Annotated in this window: 11 protein-coding genes, 1 tRNA gene and 1 pseudogene; 9 read left to right on the forward strand and 4 right to left on the reverse strand. The window is 40.4% G+C overall.

The genetic code is table 11. The features are described 5' to 3' along the window. Position 1 precedes the first annotated feature (1 nt). The 6 genes from nuoJ to elaB all read left to right on the forward strand — a co-directional run bounded on the left by nuoJ (position 2) and on the right by elaB (position 6,451). Positions 2-544, forward strand: coding sequence for an NADH-quinone oxidoreductase subunit J (nuoJ, locus tag FD729_RS02420; protein ID WP_159931697.1), 543 nt, complete (start codon positions 2-4; stop codon positions 542-544). Next, positions 541-843, forward strand: a complete 303-nt coding sequence (nuoK, locus tag FD729_RS02425) for an NADH-quinone oxidoreductase subunit NuoK (protein ID WP_159931698.1) — start codon at positions 541-543, stop codon at positions 841-843. The genes nuoJ and nuoK overlap by 4 nt, the downstream gene beginning before the upstream one ends. Then, on the forward strand, positions 840-2,681 hold the full coding sequence (gene nuoL / locus FD729_RS02430; RefSeq protein ID WP_159931699.1) for an NADH-quinone oxidoreductase subunit L: 1,842 nt from the start codon (positions 840-842) through the stop codon (positions 2,679-2,681). Before nuoK ends, nuoL begins: the two co-directional genes overlap by 4 nt. 206 nt (positions 2,682-2,887) lie before the next feature. Beyond that, positions 2,888-4,408, forward strand: coding sequence for an NADH-quinone oxidoreductase subunit M (gene nuoM / locus FD729_RS02435; RefSeq protein ID WP_159931700.1), 1,521 nt, complete (start codon positions 2,888-2,890; stop codon positions 4,406-4,408). A 6-nt stretch (positions 4,409-4,414) separates the two neighbouring features. Beyond that, positions 4,415-5,890, forward strand: a complete 1,476-nt coding sequence (gene nuoN, locus FD729_RS02440; RefSeq protein WP_159931701.1) for an NADH-quinone oxidoreductase subunit NuoN — start codon at positions 4,415-4,417, stop codon at positions 5,888-5,890. A gap of 249 nt (positions 5,891-6,139) precedes the next feature. Beyond that, the gene (elaB, locus tag FD729_RS02445; RefSeq protein ID WP_159931702.1) at positions 6,140-6,451 is read left to right on the forward strand and encodes a stress response protein ElaB; all 312 of its coding nucleotides are present in this window, start codon (positions 6,140-6,142) and stop codon (positions 6,449-6,451) included. 298 nt (positions 6,452-6,749) lie between these two features. On the opposite strand, the gene yfaE is transcribed toward elaB, so the two are convergent. From yfaE to nrdA, 3 genes are all read right to left on the reverse strand, one after another. Continuing rightward, entirely contained in the window at positions 6,750-7,010 is a 261-nt protein-coding gene (gene yfaE / locus FD729_RS02450; protein WP_159931703.1) for a class I ribonucleotide reductase maintenance protein YfaE, read from the reverse strand. A gap of 2 nt (positions 7,011-7,012) precedes the next feature. Then, a complete protein-coding gene (gene nrdB, locus FD729_RS02455; protein WP_159931704.1) occupies positions 7,013-8,143 on the reverse strand; it encodes a class Ia ribonucleoside-diphosphate reductase subunit beta in 1,131 nt (376 codons plus the stop codon). Between the two features lie 82 nt (positions 8,144-8,225). After that, a complete protein-coding gene (nrdA, locus tag FD729_RS02460) occupies positions 8,226-10,511 on the reverse strand; it encodes a class 1a ribonucleoside-diphosphate reductase subunit alpha (RefSeq protein WP_159931705.1) in 2,286 nt (761 codons plus the stop codon). A gap of 595 nt (positions 10,512-11,106) precedes the next feature. On the opposite strand from nrdA, the gene gyrA reads away from it, so the two are divergent. Continuing rightward, the gene (gyrA, locus tag FD729_RS02465; RefSeq protein ID WP_159931706.1) at positions 11,107-13,728 is read left to right on the forward strand and encodes a DNA topoisomerase (ATP-hydrolyzing) subunit A; all 2,622 of its coding nucleotides are present in this window, start codon (positions 11,107-11,109) and stop codon (positions 13,726-13,728) included. 1,234 nt (positions 13,729-14,962) lie between these two features. Continuing rightward, a complete protein-coding gene (gene apbE, locus FD729_RS02470; RefSeq protein WP_159931707.1) occupies positions 14,963-16,015 on the forward strand; it encodes an FAD:protein FMN transferase ApbE in 1,053 nt (350 codons plus the stop codon). 1,138 nt (positions 16,016-17,153) lie between these two features. On the opposite strand, the gene FD729_RS02475 is transcribed toward apbE, so the two are convergent. Further along, positions 17,154-17,227 (reverse strand) — tRNA-Pro (locus tag FD729_RS02475). A 988-nt stretch (positions 17,228-18,215) separates the two neighbouring features. On the opposite strand from FD729_RS02475, the pseudogene FD729_RS02480 reads away from it, so the two are divergent. Next, positions 18,216-19,015, forward strand: a pseudogene (locus FD729_RS02480) (nucleoid-associated protein). Positions 19,016-19,111: the final 96 nt, after the last annotated feature.

Here is a 19,111-nt window from a genome sequence, read left to right on the forward strand (position 1 = left end):
CATGGAGTATGCTTTTTATCTTTGTGGATTAGTAGCAGTCTTGACGACATTGCGCATTATCACTCATACCAATCCGGTACATGCACTGCTATATCTAATCGTGTCACTGCTCTCAGTTGCTGGTGTTTTCTTCTCACTTGGTGCTTATTTTGCTGGCGCACTCGAGGTTATCATTTACGCGGGAGCTATTATAGTGCTATTTGTCTTTGTAGTGATGATGCTTAACCTGGGCAATGCTACAACAACGCAGGAACGTGAATGGTTACAGCACTCTCTTTGGATTGGGCCATGCATTATATCATTGCTACTTCTAACAGTAATGTCTTACTCTATTATAGCAGTGAACAAGCATGAGGGAATCAATGGCACAGTAATCGATACAAAAGCGGTGGGCATCAGCTTATTTGGTCCTTATGTGCTGGCTGTTGAATTTGCCTCGATGTTTTTAATGGCAGCTCTGATAGTCGCGTTTCATATCGGGCGTACAGAACATCATGGTGAAGTACTGAGCAATCGTGACGCTACTAAGGAGGGGCATACGTGATCCCATTACAACATGGCTTAATTCTTGCGACAGTGCTCTTTATACTTGGATTGACATCATTAGTTCTACGCCGTAACTTACTGTTTATGTTGATTAGTCTTGAGATTATGATTAATGCGGCTGCGATGGCGTTAGTTGTGGCAGGGAGCTATTGGGTACAGCCAGATGGACAGGTAATGTATATTTTGGCAATTAGTCTTGCGGCAGCAGAAGCTAGTATTGGTTTAGCACTACTATTCCAGCTCCACCGTCAACGTCAAACGCTGAATATTGACACTGTCAGTGAGATGCACGGATGAATCTTCTCTACTTAACCATTCTGTGTCCTTTGATAGGTTTTTTGCTATTAGCATTTTCCCGTAATCGCTGGTCAGAGAATTTGATAGCTTCCATCGGTATGGGATCAGTAGGCTTAGCCGCATTGGTGACGCTTTATATTGGCATTGATTTCTTTACTAACGGTCAGCAGCTCTTCACCCAGGAGTTTTGGAGTTGGCTCAAGGTCGGTAAATTTGACATCAAAGTAAACTTGGCGTTAGACAAGTTGTCCCTTACTATGTTGTCAGTTGTAACCGGAGTTGGTTTCCTGATACATATGTTCGCCTCTTGGTATATGCGCGGTGAAGAAGGATACTCCCGTTTCTTCGCCTATACTAACCTCTTTATCGCTACCATGGTAGTACTAGTGCTGGCCGATAACCTAATGTTGATGTATCTTGGTTGGGAAGGCGTAGGACTGTGTTCTTACCTATTAATCGGCTTTTACTACAGCAACTCGAAAAACGGCAAAGCGGCTATGAAAGCCTTCATCATCACTCGTATTGGAGACGTTTTTCTCGCCTTTGCAATATTTATTCTCTACAATGAGTTAGGTACTCTTAGCTTCCGTGAAATGATGGATCTCGCACCTCAGTACTTTACTGCAGAAAACCATCATATGTTAAAGTGGGCAACACTAATGCTGCTGGGTGGTGCTGTTGGTAAATCTGCGCAGTTACCATTGCAGACCTGGCTGGCGGACGCGATGGCAGGTCCGACTCCGGTTTCGGCACTTATCCATGCCGCAACTATGGTAACAGCTGGAGTTTACCTGATCGACCGCAGCCACAGCTTATTCCTCTTGACGCCAGAAGTGCTGTATTTAGTAGGTATTATCGGAACGATTACGCTGGTGTTAGCAGGTTTTGCCGCGCTAGTACAAACCGATATAAAGCGTGTGCTGGCTTATTCAACCATGAGCCAGATTGGCTATATGTTTTTGGCACTCGGTGTGCAGGCGTGGGACGCAGCAATTTTCCATTTAATGACACACGCCTTCTTCAAAGCTCTGCTGTTCCTTGCATCAGGTTCAGTCATCATCTCCTGTCATCATGAACAAAACATATTTAAATTGGGCGGTCTGCGTAAGAGTATCCCATTAGTCTACATCTGCTTTTTAGTGAGTGGTGCCTCGTTATCTGCAGTTCCGCTGGTTACAGCAGGATTCTACAGTAAGGATGAAATTTTATTCAGCGCACTAGTGAATGGGCACATTAATTTGGTAATTGCTGGTTTAGTCGGTGGACTTCTAACATCTATCTATACTTTCCGTATGATATTTATTGTGTTCCACGGTGAAGAAAAGATTCGTGCATGTACACAAAAGGGTATAACTCATCATTTGCCACTGATCGTGCTGTTGGTATTATCGACCTTCTTTGGTGTGCTAATTACGTCGCCGTTGGCAATTGTACTACCACACAGCGAAATGGTAAAGACAAGTAAAGTCGTACTAGAAATTGCCTCTGGTATGATGGCTGTTTTTGGCATTCTGATTTCTGCTGTGCTCTGGTTGGGCAAACGTGAGTTAGTCAGCCGTATCTCTACCAGTGCTACAGGTCGTTTATTTAGTACTTGGTGGTTCGCTGCATGGGGATTTGACTGGCTGTATGACAAAGTATTTGTTAAACCTTATCTAGGAATCGCTTGGTTGTTGCAACATGATCCTCTGAATGCGGTAATGAACCTGCCTACACTGGTGTTGCGTATAGCTAATAAAGGTTTGGTGGTCACTGAAAACGGCTATCTACGCTGGTATATTGCCTCAATGAGCATAGGCGCCGTAATGATTTTAACGTTAATACTGCTGCTCATTTAATATTGATGAGGTAGGATTAAATTTATTTCAATTTTATTGAATATATAGAAAAATTGCCTAGTAATGAGCATTATCGGTATCGCCAATTTTATCGGTATCAGCTAATAGCAATCGAAGCGTACTAAAGTATGTGAAAAGTGCGAACGCTGCAGAGGTAAACTAGCTAGTAAGATAGCTCATCAAGGGGCACAGAAGGGAAGACTAAAGTGTTATTACCTTGGCTCATAATTATCCCGTTTATCGGCGGTTTGCTCTGTTTACTATCTGAGCGTGGTGGCACGAAAATGCCGCGTTGGATTGCCCTCATCACAATGTTCATAACTCTAGCGATTTCTCTGCAATTTTGGTTACAGAGCAGATATGTACTAACACAAGCAGGAGGCCTTTTGCAGTGGCAATCAGAATTCTCGGCTTCTTGGATTCCACGTTTTGGTATCAGCTTTCATCTGGCCCTGGATGGCTTATCACTGCTAATGACGGTACTCACTGGCCTACTGGGTCTAATGGCAGTGCTCTGCTCTTGGAATGAAATTGAGAAATACCAGGGCTTTTTTCATCTTAACTTGATGTGGATCTTAGGCGGTGTAATAGGAGTTTTCCTTGCTATTGACATGTTTCTTTTCTTTTTCTTTTGGGAAATAATGCTGGTGCCAATGTACTTTCTTATTGCGCTTTGGGGGCATAAAGCATCGGATGGTAAAACTCGTATTACCGCAGCCATAAAATTTTTTATCTATACCCAAGCATCTGGTCTAGTAATGCTAGTTGCAATTTTAGCAATGGTATTTGTACGATACAATGCAACCGGAGTTTGGACGTTCGACTACGAACAGCTACTACAAACACCGATGTCGTACACAGTGCAGTATTTGCTAATGCTAGGCTTTTTTATTGCTTTTGCAGTAAAAATGCCAGTAGTACCGTTACACGGTTGGTTACCAGACGCACATAGTCAGGCGCCAACTGCAGGTTCAGTGGATCTTGCTGGAATTTTGTTGAAAACTGCGGCGTATGGTTTACTCCGCTTTAGTCTGCCACTGTTCCCTGAAGCATCATCGGAGTTTGCACCAATTGCCATGTGGTTAGGGGTAATTGGCATTTTTTATGGCGCCTGGATGGCATACTCGCAAACTGACATCAAACGCCTAATCGCTTACACCTCTATTTCGCACATGGGGTTCGTGCTCATTGCAATTTATACAGGTAAACAACTCGCCTTACAGGGCGCAGTAGTGCAGATGATTGCTCATGGACTTTCTGCAGCTGCGCTTTTTATACTGTGCGGGCAACTCTATGAAAGGCTGCATACTCGTGATCTGCGTCAAATGGGAGGTCTCTGGTCACGTATCAAATGGATTCCAGGTATGTCGCTCTTCTTTGCAGTAGCTAACTTAGGATTACCGGGTACCGGCAACTTTGCAGGGGAATTTATGATATTAACGGGCAGTTTTCAGGTGGTACCGGTGATTATTGTAGTTGCTACCTTTGGTCTAGTATTCGCCTCAGTTTGCTCGTTGATCATGATGCAGCGAGCATATTACGGAGAAGCAAGGGCAAAGGACCCACTGCTGGGTATGTCACTACGTGAGTTTATCATGATTATGGTACTAATAGTTCTGCTGCTGATACTGGGCGTTTATCCGCGGCCTATACTAGATACCTCACAGGCTGCTATGAGCAATATTCAGAAATGGTTTAACGTTTCCACTTCAGCTATAAGTCAGTAATTTGCCATGATAATGAATTTTCAACAATTGATTGCAGTATTGCCTCTGTTAACTGTCGCATTTACAGTCATTACTGTAATATTATCTATTGCTTGGCGACGTAACCACTTTATTAACGCCACGCTAACTGTTATTGGTTTTAACTTAACTTTAGTGTCTTCTTTAGTGTCTTTCTGCTTTGTAGTACAGATTAGCACAATCGACGTTACACCGCTGCTGCACGTAGATTTTTATGCTGTGTTCTATACTGCACTAGTGATTTTGGCGAGCTTAGCGACTTGTACATTTTCTTATCCTTGGTTGTCTAATTTTCCGGATAATAAAGATGAGTTCTATCCTCTGGTACTGATTGCAGCGTTAGGTGGGATGGTGCTAACCAGCGCTAATCATTTAGCGTCACTATTTGTAGGCATTGAACTGCTTTCAATACCTTTGTTCGGCATGATCGGCTACGTCTTTCGCCAGAAACGTTCCCTGGAAGCGACGCTAAAATATACTATTTTGTCGGCAGTTGCATCATCCTTCTTGCTGTTTGGAATTGCGCTAGTCTATGCTGAGACCGGTAGCCTGAGTTTCGTGAAGTTAGGTCAGACACTAAACGATAGCATGATACAGCAGCAGATGCTACTAATTGGACTAGGAATGATAATCATTGGCCTAAGCTTTAAGTTGTCTCTAGTGCCATTTCATCTCTGGACGCCGGATGTCTATCAAGGCTCCCCTGCACCAGTCTCTACTTTCCTAGCTACCGCAAGTAAGATCGCTATATTTGGTGCAGTGATGCGTTTATTTATGTCTGTACCATTTTTGACAAATAGTGAAGTCATCCGTACCTTGCTAAGTGCTATTGCTTTCGTTTCTATCCTATTCGGCAACTTAATGGCGATTTCACAAAGCAATATTAAGCGTCTGCTTGGCTACTCTTCAATTGCGCATCTTGGCTATTTGCTAGTGGCGCTGATCGCGCTGAAAAGCAGCAATCAGTTATCCCTGGAAACATCGGGCATCTATCTAACCGGCTACTTATTTAGTAGCCTTGGTGCATTCGGTGTAGTGAGCCTGATGTCTGGTCCCTATCGTGGTCCGGATGCCGACTCGCTATATTCTTATCGCGGTCTTTTCTGGCATCGCCCGATCCTGTCAGCGGTGATGACGGTAATGATGCTATCGCTAGCAGGTATCCCGATGACACTCGGCTTTATTGGCAAATTCTACATTATTGCCTTAAGCATTAGTGAGCATTTGTGGTGGCTAACTGCAGCCATAGTAGTAGGTAGCGCCATCGGACTCTACTACTATATGCGTGTAACCGTAAGTCTTTACCTCAGCCCTCCGGAATTATATAAGCGTGACACTCTTGCTAACTGGGCATTCACAGCTGGCGGCTTAGTCGTATTAATTTCAGCTTTTTTAGTTCTGTTTCTTGGAGTGTATCCGCAGCCGTTGATTATGCTAGTGCAGATGACACAGCGTCTGATGTGAATATAATGTCATCTAATTTACCAGACTATCAGTTTTTTTAATATTTAATGCTTCGGCAGCGAAAAGTACACAAATGTATTGTGTAGGATACACAATCTCCACTTATTAAAAAATAATTAATTGAATGTTTGAGAGACTGTCGCTTAACTTGAAACTTAAGTAAATCTTGGTCACTTCATCCTACAAACGGTAATTTTAGCGCTATAGTTAAGAGGCTGTTTTAAACATAGATAACACGGAGGAAGAGATATGGTAAAAGAAACAGAGAGTTTTGATAGTAATCTAGGGGGCGATGCGGCGCTGCTAACGGAAACGTTGGAAGAGGTATTAAAATCTTCAGGAGACCCAACTGATCAGAAGTATATTGAACTAAAAAATAAAGCAAAGCGGGTACTAGAAGATGTAAGGTGTCGTGTTAGCCGTGCGTCAGACAGCTATTATTATCGTGCTAAAAATGCAGCTTACCGCGCAGATAATTACGTGCATGAAAAACCTTGGTATGGTATTGGCATAGGCGTCGCTAGCGGTCTAATCCTCGGTCTGCTGCTAAAACGCCGCTAAAAATTCTAGGATATAGGATATAGAAAAACGGCAGGCAGTCCTGCCGTTTTTACTATTTTTTCAAAGTGTATTCTTAATTATCTAGAAACTTTCTAGGCCATTTGATTTCTTGATATTAGTGTGAGAATAGTATTCTCATGATTAAAGTAACCATAATCTTCTGCTATTGCAGGAGTAGTAAAAAAATAGTGTTAGCGACGAATATATAGTGTTGATAGCTCCGTAGTATATGGAGCGTGGCCCCGCTCTCCCCCCCCACCATAGGCAATCGATGATCCAGTTGTTCCATCTAAATTTTTTAAAGCTCAATTTCGATTTCTTCGGTTACTAGACAGCAGCAAGGCAAAATCTCCCCTTTTTGCAAAAAAGCCAAAGGTTTTTCGGTATAATGTACTTCTCCCTTAATCAGCCGCGTACGACACAATCCGCAGTAGCCTTCACGGCATTGAAATTCTATACAGAGATTATGTGCTTCAAGTGTAGTGAGCAGGTTAGGATGATCTGCTGTACACTCTAGCCGCTGACCAGAGCTACGTAGAATAACAAAGGCACAACTCATATTTATAGCTGAAAATCCTTAAAATCGTTTTTATTCATTGACGAGTCAATTTGACCCACTAGATAAGAGCTTACTTCTACCTCTTGGGGTGCCACTTGCACGTTATCCGAGACCAACCACGAGTTAATCCACGGAATGGGGTTAGAACGTACCTGAAAAGGTAGATTTAGATTTACAGCCTGCATACGAATATTAGTAATATATTCAATATACTGGCAAAGAATGTCCTTGTTCAGACCTATCATCGAACCACTACTGAATAAATATTCAGCCCAATCTTTCTCCTGCTCGGCGACTTTCTTGAATAAATCGCAACATTCGTCGTAACACTCAGCGGCAATTTCTTTTATTTCAGGATCGTCTTCGCCAGTACGCATTAGATTCAGTATATGTTGGGTGCCGGTCAGGTGCAGAGCTTCGTCGCGTGCAATCAAGCGGATTATTTTAGCGTTGCCTTCCATTATTTCACGCTCTGCAAAGGCAAAAGAGCATGCAAAGCTAACGTAAAAGCGTATTGCTTCCAGGGCGTTCACGCTCATTAAACATATATAGAGTTTCTTTTTCAGCATGCGTATATTGACTATAACGGTTTCACCATTGACCATATGTGTCCCTTCCCCCAATATATGCCAAAAATTAGTCATCTCGATTAGATCGTCATAGTACTTTGAGATATCCTGCGCACGGATAAGGATCTGCTCATTTGTAACAATATCGTCAAAAACTAGAGACGGGTCATTCATGATGTTACGGATGATATGGGTATATGAACGCGAGTGAATCGTCTCGGAGAAGGCCCAAGTCTCTACCCACGTTTCTAGCTCAGGAATTGAAATTAACGGCAGAAGAGCAATGTTTGGGCTCCTGCCCTGAATGGAGTCTAAAAGCGTCTGGTATTTCAAGTTACTAACAAAAATGTGCTTTTCGTGCTCTGGCAGAGCCTGATAGTCGATTCGGTCACGTGAAACATCAATTTCTTCTGGACGCCAGAAGAAGGAGAGCTGCTTTTCAATCAGCTTTTCGAAAATGTTGTATTTCTGCTGATCAAAGCGTGCCACGTTGACGGACTGACCAAAGAACATCGGTTCTTTCATTTGATCATTTTTATTCTGTGAAAACGTAGTATAAACCATACAAAACTGTCCTGATGTAAATAGAGGGGAAGCGTAGCCCCGGTCATATGACGCAAGTGGGACAATAGCATCCCGTCTAGCCTTAAATTTTACAAGCCCCGCTTTCGCAACCGTCATCTTGAATGGAAGGCACGAGATCCTCTTGCACGTCTTCCGCACCATCGCGGGTATTTTGGTAGTAGAGAGTCTTTAAACCAAACTTGTATGCAGTTAGTAGATCTTTTAGCAGCTGCTTCATTGGTACCTTACCATTGGAGAAGCGTGCCGGATTATAGTTAGTATTAGAGGAAATCGCTTGATCAATAAACTTCTGCATCAGGCCAACCAGTTGCAAATAACCTTCATTGGATGGCATCTCCCACAGCAGCTCATACTGATTCTTTAGACGCTCATACTCCGGTACTACCTGACGTAGGATGCCATCTTTAGACGCTTTGATACTAATATAACCGCGCGGCGGCTCAATACCATTCGTAGCATTAGAGATCTGCGATGAGGTTTCAGATGGCATGAGTGCAGAGAGCGTAGAGTTGCGTAGACCGTAAGTCTTTATTGATTCTCGTAGGCTTTCCCAGTCAAGATGCAGTGGCTCATTACAAATGTTGTCAAGGTCCTTTTTATAGGTATCGATCGGTAAAATACCTTGTGAATAAGTTGTTTCGTTAAACCATGCACAAGCACCTTTCTCTTTCGCTAGATCATTTGAAGCTCTTAGTAAATAATATTGGATTGCTTCAAAAGTCTTGTAAGTTAAGTTGTTAGCACTACCGTCGGAGTAGCGCACGCCGTTCTTTGCCAGATAGTAAGCAAAGTTAATTACACCTATACCCAGCGTACGGCGACCCATAGTACTACGTTTGGCCGCAGGGATCGGATAGTCCTGATAATCGAGCATAGCGTCGAGCGCACGTACTGTTAGAGTCGCTAGTTCTTTCAAATCATCTAGGCTCTTAATAGTACCAAGATTAAACGCTGACAACGTACAGAGAGCAATTTCTCCGTTTTCATCATTAACATCCTTTAGTGGTTTCGTTGGCAGTGTAATCTCTAGACAAAGGTTGGATTGTCGTACTGGAGCGATGCTAGCATCGAACGGGCTATGAGTATTGCAGTGGTCTACGTTCTGGATGTAGATACGACCAGTAGAGGCACGTTCCTGCATCATCAGCGAGAAGAGTTCAAGTGCTTTTACGCGTTGTTTACGAATACTTTTATCTTGCTCATATTTGATATAGAGGTACTCAAACTTTTCTTGATTAGTAAAGAAAGTATCATATAAATCAGGTACGTCAGACGGGCTAAATAGGGTAATCTCTTCGCCTTGTAGCAAACGCTGATACATCAGCTTATTGATCTGCACGCCGTAGTCTATGTGACGTACACGGTTCCCTTCAACACCACGATTATTTTTGAGCACCAGCAGGCTTTCTACTTCTAGATGCCACATGGGGTAAAAAAGCGTTGCCGCACCACCACGTACTCCTCCCTGTGAGCAGGATTTTACGGCAGTCTGAAAATGTTTGTAGAACGGGATGCAGCCAGTGTGGAAGGCTTCGCCATTACGGATTGGGCTGCCTACCGCACGAATGCGACCGGCGTTGATGCCGATGCCAGCGCGTTGAGAAACATACTTTACGATAGCGCTAGACGTGGCGTTAATTGAATCTAGGCTATCGCCGCACTCAATTAACACGCAGGAGCTAAACTGGCGAGTTGGTGTACGTACACCAGACATTATCGGAGTTGGCAGCGAAATCTTAAAGGTAGAAATTGCATCATAGAAACGCTTAATATAGTCCATACGCGTGTCTCGGGGATAGCTGGAAAAAAGGCAGGCAGAGACTAGAATATATAGGAACTGAGCACTTTCATAGATATCGCCAGTAACACGGTTCTGTGCTAGGTATTTACCTTCAAGCTGTTTTACCGCTGCGTAGGAAAAATTCATATCTCTCCAGTGATCTATAAATTCGTCCATTTGTTCGAATTCTTCAACGGAGTAGTCCTCTAGCAAATGGCGGTCATATTTTCCTATTTCCACCATACGTACCACCTGATCATACAGCTTAGGAGGTTCAAACTGGCCATAAGCCTTTTTACGTAAGTGGAAGATCGCTAAACGTGCAGCAAGATATTGATAATCTGGCGTAACACGAGAAATCAAATCTGCGGCGGCCTTAATAATGGTTTCATGAATCTCAGAGGTCCTGATACCATCGTAAAATTGAATATGGGAGCGCAACTCAACTTGGGAAATAGAGACATTGCTTAGCCCTTCAGAAGCCCAATCGAGTACCCGGTGAATTTTGTCGAGATCAATGCTTTCCTGACTGCCATCGCGTTTAGTAACGAGCAGACTGTGATTCATGTCGTATAATACCATCCATCAGTGAAAAAAATACCTGTTTATTCATAAGTTTATTCAAATGAATAACTCTTTAAATAAACACTATATGTTGGGGGTTAAGAGACAATCGGTAACTATATGGAGGTTTATTCTAGTGACATGACGCCAGATAACAAGATGGAAAATGATATCTACAGAGCTTGTGTTTTTATGGAATTTCTTAACCCCTCGACTTATAAGGGCTAATAGCACAGAAACTAGTGTAGTAAAAAATTCTAGTTTTTGATCAACAGCTGATTTCTCATGCACTATTCATTCTCTGTAGTAGAGTAGATAGAAAGACAGATGGAAAGTGGGTGTAGCATCTTCTTAGCGTTGTACACGATGTACTTGCGTATAACGTGTACATAACATCTAGTTAACATTGATGTTATAACTCAGATAATATTGATTAGTCAGAATATTTTAAGTGCATAACACGTGATATATAATCTGGCGCCGGAAAATTCCATGAAAGCATACGTAAAAAAGGTTGTTAACATTCACCAGTAGGCTGGCGTGTGATATACTTTGCATTTTTAGAATTCGGGCATATGTAGAGGGGGGGATCGGCTCCATGCGCGACCTTGCAAGAAAAATTACATCGGTCAATATCGAAGAAGAATTGAAAAAATCCTATCTCGATTATGCCATGTCGGTCATCGTTGGACGAGCCTTACCTGATGTACGTGATGGTTTGAAACCTGTCCACCGCCGTGTGCTTTACGCGATGAGAGAATTGGGTAATGACTGGGATAGACCCTATAAAAAATCCGCGCGTGTAGTCGGTGATGTGATAGGAAAATATCATCCGCATGGGGACTCTGCCGTTTATGATACTATTGTCCGCATGGCTCAACCTTTCTCGTTACGTTACATGCTGGTGGATGGCCAGGGTAACTTCGGCTCTGTTGATGGTGACTCCGCCGCAGCGATGCGTTATACAGAAGTGCGTATGTCACGTATCGCCCATGATATGCTCGCTGACTTAGAAAAAGAGACCGTTGACTTCGTGCCAAACTATGACGGTACCGAACGAATCCCTAAAGTCCTACCTACTAAAATACCTAGCCTATTGGTTAATGGTTCTTCTGGTATAGCCGTAGGTATGGCCACCAACATTCCGCCACATAACCTGACGGAAGTAATTAACGGGTGCCTCGCTTATATAAACAATGAAAGTATCAGTGTCGAAGGACTGATGGAGCATATTTCAGGACCAGATTTCCCAACAGCAGCGATTATCAACGGTCATCAAGGTATTGAAGAGGCATACCGCACTGGCCGTGGTAAAATTTACATTCGTGCGCGTAGCAAATTAGAAATTGACAATAAAACTGGCCGTGAAAATATCATAATCTATGAGATTCCCTATCAGGTTAATAAAGCGCGCTTGATAGAGAAAATTGCCGAGCTAGTGAAAGAAAAACGTGTTGAAGGCATCAGTGCACTGCGCGACGAGTCTGACAAAGATGGCATGCGCATCGTAATTGAAATAAGGCGCAATGCGGTAGGTGAAGTGATTCTTAATAACCTCTATTCGCTAACCCAACTTCAAATATCTTTTGGTATCAATATGGTAGCTCTGCATAAGGGCCAACCAAAAATAATGACACTAAAGGATATTTTAGAAGCATTTATGCATCATCGGCGCGAAGTTGTAACACGTCGTACCATTTTTGAATTGCGCAAAGCTCGTGACCGCGCACATATCCTTGAAGGTCTGGTAATTGCGCTAGTCAACATTGATTCAATGATTGATCTAATTCGCCGGGCATCAACTCCGCTCGAAGCGAAAACTGAATTGATCGTACAGCCTTGGAATCTGGGCAACATAGCTACTATGCTGAATATCGATAATAATAATACATCTCGTAGGCCGCAGTGGCTTAACGAAGCGTTCGGCATTGCCGGTAATTGCTACTATCTAACCGAGCAGCAAACACAAGCAATCCTTGATCTGCGTTTACATAAACTTACTAGCCTTGAGTATGAGAAATTAGTAAATGAATACAAAGATTTATTGGATAAGATCTCCGAACTACTGAATATTCTAATGAATACTGAGCATTTGATAAAAGTGATTAGTGAGGAATTAATCGCCATACGTGACCGGTTTGGCGACCAACGCCGTACCGAAATTACCAATAATGGCGCAGATATCAATATCGAAGACCTCATCAATCAGGAAGACGTTGTAGTAACATTATCGCATCAGGGTTATGTCAAGTACCAGCCGCTTGCAGATTATGAAGCACAGCGGCGCGGCGGTAAAGGTAAACTAGCGGTACGTATTAAAGAGGAAGATTTTATTAATTGTCTATTAGTAGCCAATACTCATGATACCATCCTTTGTTTCTCCAGCCGTGGTCGCCTTTATTGGAGAAAAGTTTATCAGTTACCAGAAGCAAGTCGTAATGCACGTGGCCGTCCATTTGTCAACCTACTACCACTACAGCTTGATGAACGCATCACTGCTATCCTACCAGTGCGTGAATATACCAAAGGCTTTAACATCTTTATGGCGACTGTCAGGGGTACTGTGAAAAAAACGGCGCTGCAGGAGTTTAGCCGTCCTCGAAGTGCGGGTATTATTGCAGTGACTTTATGTAAGAATGATGAGCTGATTGGTGTTGCACTCACTAACGGCAATGATGAGGCAATGCTGTTCTCCGCTGCGGGTAAAGTAGTGCGATTTTCTGAATCTGAAGTGCGTACTATGGGCCGTACCGCATCTGGCGTTCGCGGCATCAAGCTGGCAGAAAAGGATCGCGTGGTGTCGCTGATCGTGCCGCGTAAAGGGGGTTCAATTCTTACCGTGACGCAAAATGGTTACGGCAAGCGTACAGCTAACAGCAAGTACCCGACTAAATCACGTGCTACGCGGGGAGTGATTTCCATCAAAGTCACTGAACGTAATGGCCCAGTAATTGGCGCAGTGCAGGTCGAGGAGATCGATCAAATTATGATGATCACCGATGCAGGTACTCTAGTTCGTACCCGTGTCTCCGAAGTAAGTATCGTAGGACGTAATACTCAAGGTGTCATCTTGATACGTACTGCAGAAGATGAAAATGTTGTGGGACTACAGCGCGTAGTTGAATCTGTAGAAGAGAAAGAACTAGCCACCTTGAATAGAATGATGATAGAAAAAGAAGAGAATGTAGCATTGGAAGAAGATGCCGGTAATGCGCTATAATTGGATAAGATGAAGTGAATATTTGCTTGTTAAAGCCTCAAGCCAACAGCTTCATGAAAAACGGACATACCATTACGATTTGTGTAGCAGGAAATTTCTACTATATATACCTTTCCTTTTAACTTTTTTGTAACGATGTTTCTTAAACTATCTACGCTCTTTTTGAGATTATGCTACACATGTCATGATATTTAGTTTCTTCATAATTTGTGCTAGCTATATAGCTCCTCAAGTTAGCACAAGCGATTACCATATTTTGCATAATTATTTACTTGCATGATATAAAATATAATTTTAAAACTCCGGAAGTGATATAGTAATTTATTTCGGTTTGTTTTTTCTTTGAAATTTGCAAACCTAACGCGTTGATGATGTATAAAATTAGGGAAAACAAAATTTAAAGAAGTTAATATATTACAAAGTGATCAATTTATATTTGAAAATATATTAACTTACATCGATTATCAAATTTACTTACCGAATCACAATAACTTTATTGAAATTGGCAATTTCAATATTGATAATATGCTATATCATGTTTATCTAGTTTATTCATTTTATCCCTGCTCGCCTTTAGTATTGCATACTATACGCTATTTTCTCGTTTTTCATGTAGCATATTAAGCATATTCTTTAATTTTTATTGCTATCATTTTATTTTTCACCTTAAGTAAGGCCTCCTAGCTTTACAGAAATGTTTTCGCTAATTTTGGAGTGATGGGTATCATAGTATTTCTCATTTTTGCTAGTGAATTAATTTGCTTTGCTTACTGTATTTTATTACATTAATAAATCCGAAAGTCGATAGATATACATCTAGAATAGACTATTTTTTTAAATATAAAAAAGTTGCTAAGTCATCTTTTTGCTTGAGAATCGAAATTTAGCTAGAAGCATAAAATATTTAATATTTTTTAGCAGATAAAATTCTATGTCTAACTAATTAGAGTCACAGGAAGATGAAGATGACTACGCTAGTATTTTTCCCATGAGCATTAGAAGCAAGCTAGTTTTACTGTCACTGCAGAAATTTGCCAATGTTAAAAATAAAAAATGTGGTTCATGGTTGGCAACAAGCACCTCATTTACTGAACCCGCTTTTAATTTACTCTATTAATCTAGGCAAATTTAGAATGATATTTTATATTATCTATGAAATATGATTTATGAAATTTTCAGATTAGTTTTTATTAGATTTTAGCTTTAACTAAAGCATTATAAATAATGAGTCAAAATGCGATATTGGAATATTTTGTTACTATTAACTTTAATAGGTGTTATGAGTGCTTGCGATAAGCAGTCTATGTCGCAGGTGATGGTACTACAAGGTAAAGTCATGGGCACAGTATGGCGTGTAGTGCTGTTTGGTGTTGATAGCGTGCACAAAAAAGCGTTACAGCAGGCAATTCAGCGACAGCTGGACGCAGATGACCATATGCTTTCAACTTGGAAACCAGATTCATTGTTATCACGATTCAATAGTTATCAAGGCTATGCAATGCAGCCGATCAGCGCTGATATGGCGGATATAGTGACCAAGGCGTTACGTATCGGAGCGAAAACTAAAGGTGCTATGGATATTACCATAGGCCGGTTGGTGAATTTATGGGGATTCGGATCGGTGAAACAGCCTGTTCATATGCCAACTGATGCAGAGATTACTTTAGTTAAAACACAAACTGGCTTACAACACTTGCGCGTAATTCAGACGGTTGCGGGACAGTGGTTACAAAAAAAAAATCCGGGACTTTATGTTGATCTCTCCACAATGGGTGAAGGATATGCAACTGATCATTTAGCACGTTTGATAGAACGTCAGGGTATCAATAATTATCTCGTATCAGTCGGTGGTGCATTGTTTAGCCGTGGCCATAATGGAAAAGGCAAATCATGGCGTATAGCTATTCAGAAACCTACCGACAATGAAAACACTGCACAAACTTACGTCAATTTGCAAGGGTATGGCATTAGCACTTCGGGTAGCTATCGCAATTATTATGAACTAGATGGTAGACGTATTTCACATATTATTGATCCAGCAACTGGCTGGCCCATTAAACATAAGTTGGTCTCCGCCACGGTAATTGCTACTACGGCGCTGGAGGCAGATGGGTGGGATACTGGACTGATGGTGCTAGGTAGTGAAAAAGCAAAAGAACTGGCATTAGAACAACAACTGGCTGTATATCTAATCAGTAAAGAGAAAGATAAGTTCGTTAGCTGGATGTCTCCGCAGTTTTTGATTTTTTTGACGAAAGGGAAAAATGGTAATAGGGACAATTTTTAATTTGTGTATTGACAAAACATGATTAAGAGCACCCATACCCTAGTTAATGCAAAAGCGTTTTATGCTATGAAGCTTTAGGGGTAGGTATATATTTTTCTTCGTTCTTCCTTAATATAAACACAGTTTATAAAACGTGGCTAATTAGAATTAGCTGGGAGACTGCCAGTATCTTATTTAGAATCATATATAGATGTTATTAGATTAGTCTGTGATGTATCCATGTTAAAAAAATATTAAGTGAGTTTAGTAGTTAATAGTAGGATTGCTTATCCTTACATCTCTCTGATAAAAAATGGAATCATCCTTTTCTGTTAGAAGCAGTGTATGTGTTGCAATCATGTGAGTAGTGATACTACATATAAAATTCTCGCTATTAATCTTTTTATAAACTATTAATCTTTTATAAAATTAGTGATATTTTATAATCGAACTTAGTAGATTCTTTCGAAAATTTACAGCTAAAGGTAACATGGTGTGTTGCTGTTCTTTAATGTGCATCGCTCTGAGCATATCTGGTCGTGGAGGCGCCACGTAGCTGCGTTATAATGTATGCTCGTATAAAAATAACAAATGATGTACGGTATTCAGTGCAATGTGTGCGTATCTTTACTCACTCTACTCTTGAGAGTGAGTAAAGATATAGCAATGATGCTTAAATTCAGTAACTTTTTTATAAAGACTGTGTTTTGATAAACATGATTTTTGTTAATCTAATATTAAGAGGTGTATTAAATTAATTAATAATAATTGGAGAAGCTCGTAAGGTTGCGTAAGCATACTAAATAAAGTATTTTTATTATAAATAATAGAATAAATATTAATGGATTAGAATGTTTTTATTCTATTAAGTAGTTTCGATATAGGTGTTATGTACATTGGTTGAATATTGACTATTTTAAGTCAGTTAAAGCGATTTATTTCTTTTTTGATTTCCTTGTTTTAAGCTTGTTATTTCTCTAGTTGTAAGACCTCTTTTAGGTTGGAAGATGATGTAGCATCATCACTTGATTTTCGGGAAAGGTACCTTCTGATTTTTGTTTGATAGAAAAATATATTAGAGAGAATAATTTTAGTAAAAAACAAGAATTATGCGCACAAATCAAGGTAAGAATACTGTTGTTAGTGTTGTAGATCGTGATCGGCACGAGAGGATTTGAACCTCCGACCCCTGACACCCCATGACAGTGCGCTACCAAGCTGCGCTACGTGCCGAACAAGGATTATACTTTTTTTTTGGCATAAAACAACTGTGACAGTTGATTATAATTAAGGGAGGGGGGGTCTTTACTATCTTTAGCTTAGTAGAGTGATGACCTACCGATGCTACTCAGCAGGTTATCTGTTTCAACGAATAGATTAAGCATGGATAATTAATTTGAAAACAGTCCTTCTTCATGTTCTTAAGAATCATTTAATAGGCCAGTGCAGTGCGCAAATATAGAAGATTCTGTATAATCAGAACTATTACATCGTAATCAATCAGGTAACCAATAAGCTACAAAGTCAAATCATGCTAAATAAAGCATCAATGAACCTATAAATTAGCAAAAATTCTTAAATTACCGGCCTAGTCTGAACCATGAGCATTATAAATTTCCTTTCAAAAAGGTTCGTAAATTAATAGCACTGCGTGCGTACTCAAAGTGCTAAGTAATGAGCACTGCGCCATCGACATAACAAGCACATGCCATTTTATTATAGTCTGTCATCAACACTCACTCTTATAAAACCAAATTAAGAATATACCGAGTAAAAATTGAAACACCGTCTTTTCCCGATATGATGATCAATATTATCTCGCGGTAAAAATAACTATAGGAAGCAAATACTGTAATTGTAATACTACCATAAAGATCAAGTGTAAAAACAGATTCCTAGAATATATATAGTAAAAAAATGACCTGAATTTCAGTTATTTAAAATAAAAAATTATTAAGAGAAAACCTCAGGTAATAGCAGATTTTTAATAAAAGAACTTTATAAATATTATTAATTATTCATATTCAAAATATAGTATAGTTTATCATTGGATACGATTAGTTTTCTTGTAATTTTATTGAAAATATCTTGATGGGCCATCACACAATATTAGTATCTAACACTGAAGCTGTTTGAATACTCCCCTAAACTAAATGAGAATCTACCATGAGTTTACATATTGAACAAATTATCTTACATCAACTTATTCAATACGAGGAGAATGAGCAAAGCTTACGGTCTATTTAATAAAGACAGTAAGCTTGCAGATTTATTATGTAATTACCAAGAGGAGGGTCATAGTGGATTCATAGAGTTTAGCAATACTACGACCAGTCTTCTGAGTGATCAGCTGACCAAATATCGCTTCTTTGAAGAAAGTGTGGTGTTATTTGCGCATTATCGCTATTTAGTGACATATTAACTGCTAATTGCGGTGTTAAACATCCTAAGCAGGATGCGTGTTAATGAACAATTAGATATTAGCAGCATGCACTCTCTTAACATCAATCATACAAATATTGCTATTCGTATCAATTTAACTGCATGGAAACTAACACCGGGATCTACGTGCTATCTGACTTTCTTACATGGACGAATAGGGAATAAAGCCACTGCTTTTTTATGGATTTTCTCAGAACCAACATTGTTCTGGACGTCAAAACGAAAAACTTTGATCTACTGGAGGCAGTAGGTGAATATTGCACAGAATTAAAATTAGAGAAAAATATTTATCAGCACTATCGCCAGCAAATTTACAGATACTGCAACGGACAGCTACGTACAACAGGTAAGGAAATTGTATTGGAGGATTTATTGAAGGAGCTTCCACTTCTCGGCAGAAAATATTTTTATGAGTTCACACAGGAGCGAGGTTATAATCTCGAAGAGAACTTTCTAGTAGACCGCAACACACACTACGTTAGCTCACTAAATTTACTGGCAGCGGAAGGTGGTCTGACGCTGAATTTTGACGCCTTACTGTTGGGAAATTGTATCTTTTGGGAGTCTATCCACGGATAGATTAACCATTCAGGGCATACCACCAAACGCAAGCAGCTACAATATTGGCTACTACAATATTGTACGGAACACCCTACGTAAGGAGGGTGTTCTTCT

This window comes from Pantoea sp. Nvir, from assembly GCF_009829915.1.
Taxonomy (GTDB): Bacteria; Pseudomonadota; Gammaproteobacteria; order Enterobacterales; family Enterobacteriaceae; genus Pantoea.

Bases quoted from the DNA above. Each gene is read 5' to 3' on its own strand.
- nuoJ (WP_159931697.1), top strand. From the start codon at position 2: ATGGAGTATGCTTTTTATCTTTGTGGATTAGTAGCAGTCTTGACGACA.
- nrdB (WP_159931704.1), bottom strand. From the start codon at position 8,143: ATGGTTTATACTACGTTTTCACAGAATAAAAATGATCAAATGAAAGAA.
- yfaE (WP_159931703.1), bottom strand. From the start codon at position 7,010: ATGAGTTGTGCCTTTGTTATTCTACGTAGCTCTGGTCAGCGGCTAGAG.
- nuoN (WP_159931701.1), top strand. From the start codon at position 4,415: ATGATAATGAATTTTCAACAATTGATTGCAGTATTGCCTCTGTTAACT.
- gyrA (WP_159931706.1), top strand. From the start codon at position 11,107: ATGCGCGACCTTGCAAGAAAAATTACATCGGTCAATATCGAAGAAGAA.
- nuoL (WP_159931699.1), top strand. From the start codon at position 840: ATGAATCTTCTCTACTTAACCATTCTGTGTCCTTTGATAGGTTTTTTG.
- apbE (WP_159931707.1), top strand. From the start codon at position 14,963: ATGCGATATTGGAATATTTTGTTACTATTAACTTTAATAGGTGTTATG.
- elaB (WP_159931702.1), top strand. From the start codon at position 6,140: ATGGTAAAAGAAACAGAGAGTTTTGATAGTAATCTAGGGGGCGATGCG.
- nrdA (WP_159931705.1), bottom strand. From the start codon at position 10,511: ATGAATCACAGTCTGCTCGTTACTAAACGCGATGGCAGTCAGGAAAGC.